2 protein-coding genes are annotated in these 1,855 nt (G+C 70.4%); both read left to right on the forward strand.

Translation table 11 applies throughout. The features are described from left to right. The first annotated feature begins 273 nt into the window (after window positions 1-273). A complete protein-coding gene (locus ABZY44_RS37600) occupies window positions 274-837 on the forward strand; it encodes a papain-like cysteine protease family protein (RefSeq protein WP_356662035.1) in 564 nt (187 codons plus the stop codon). A gap of 10 nt (window positions 838-847) precedes the next feature. Continuing rightward, window positions 848-1,753 carry a hypothetical protein gene (locus tag ABZY44_RS37605; RefSeq protein ID WP_356662037.1) on the forward strand — a complete coding sequence of 302 codons (906 nt, stop codon included), beginning with the start codon at window positions 848-850 and terminating at the stop codon, window positions 1,751-1,753. The last annotated feature ends 102 nt before the right edge of the window (window positions 1,754-1,855 follow it).

The following is a 1,855-nucleotide window of genomic DNA, read 5'->3' on the forward strand; positions in this document are numbered from 1 at the left end:
GCTACCTCGCCGGCCTCCACCTCCGCGCCGCAATGATCTGGATCGACGACCTGCTGAAGGCTCCCGAATGATCACGACATCACACAGGCCCTAGGCGCCGCGGAGGCGCCCCGGGCGCGCCCCCCGTACCCGAAACACGTGATGACCCGACGAATCATCAGTTGGGGGTAATTTCCTGCCTTGCCCCTAGGTGACCCAGGCATGATGCGCTGTCATATTCCTGCCAGATTGCCCCGTTCGTCTCGTTGTACCCATCAGGGGGAAGGCAGGAAAATGGGCAGGTTCAGGTACGGAACCACGGCGTCGGCCATCGCGCTGGCCGCCTTGGGGTCGCTCGCGGCCGCCGGCGGCACGGCCCACGCGGAAGCGGGCCAGGACAACATCACCATGCTGAAGCAGGAGAAGACGCAGTGGTGCTGGTCAGCCTCCGGGCTGACCATCGCCAAGTTCCAGGGCTTCGGCTCCACCCAGACGGACTTCTGCAGCCGGGCGCAGCCCGCCTACGGCTGCAACAACCAGCCCGCCACGCTCGACGACATGGCCCGGGGCTGGACCAGCCTGGGCATGGCCCACTCCGGCTCCGGCCTGAGCAGCGCGGCCACGTTCAACCAGGTGTACACCGACGTCAAGGCGGCCAGGCCGGTCGGTGCCCGCATCGGGTGGACGTCCGGAGGAGGCCACATGAACGTGGTCTACGGCTTCGACACGGCGAAGACCACGATCGCCGTGGCCGACCCGTGGCCGGACACCACCACGTACACGTGGTGGAACTACAGCGACTACGTGAGCAACAGCTCCTCCAAGTGGACCCATTCCCGCATCGGCATCTCCCGCTAAGGCAGGCGACATGCGCGACACCAGCGACACCAGCGACACCGAACCGTCCCGCGAGCGGGCGGCCCCTCGCTTCTCCCGAACGTCCGTCGTCAAGGCACTGTGCGCATCCGCACTGGGCGCGTCCGCACTGCTCTCCCTCGTCGGGCCGGCCCACGCGTCCCCGGCCAGGGACCCTCTGCCGGCCGACATCCCCGACTACCAGGCGGCCCTCGACGCGGTGAAGTCCGCCGATGTGCGCGACACCGTCTGCCGCTTCCTGCGCACCCCGGTGCCCGTCGGCGGCGCCGACGCACAGGTGGAGACGATCCCCGAATCGGCCGAGCCCTGCCAGGGCCTCCCGGTCTTCACGATCAAGGACCCGGTGGCACGGAACGAGATCACCCCCGGCTTCGTGGCGGGCACCGCCCACCCCCTGCCCACCGAGGCGATCAAGCTGACGCAACTGGTCTCCTCGCTGAGCACCACCGTCAACGGCCGCAACGTCACCGTCATGCTGGCGCCCACCCAGGGCGGCGGCTGGCACCTGGCGGCCGTGCGCGAGGGCGACAGCGACGCCACGTACGCAAGCAAGGCCACCGTGGGAACCCTGGTCTTCACCGAGCCGCAGATCCGCGGCTGGTACCAGCTCAAGCTCCTCACGGTCGAACCGCTCAACGAACAGGCCCGGCAAGGACTGGGCGGGCAGGCGTCGGTTTCGCTCAGCGACTACCAGAAGCTGGTCAAGGCCCGCTACTCCGACAAGCTGCCCGGCTCCCCGTACGACACCCAGGGCTTCTCCAGCGGCTACGGCCTCACCAGCACGCAGGACGACGCCGCGTCCCCCACCGTGCTCGTCGCCGGCGGTTCCGCCGCGGCACTCGCCCTCGCGGGCGCGGCCGCCGTGCTCCGCCGACGCCGGTACGCGAGCACCCGCTGACCCCGGCCCGTACGCCGCTGCGCCCCGCCCCCGGCGCCCTGGAGCGGCCGGAGCCGGCGGGGGGCGAGGACCGGCCGGCGTGGGTCTACCGCCACCCGGGCA

Origin of the sequence: Streptomyces sp. NPDC006544, assembly GCF_040611715.1 — a bacterium.
Taxonomy (GTDB): domain Bacteria; phylum Actinomycetota; class Actinomycetes; order Streptomycetales; family Streptomycetaceae; genus Streptomyces.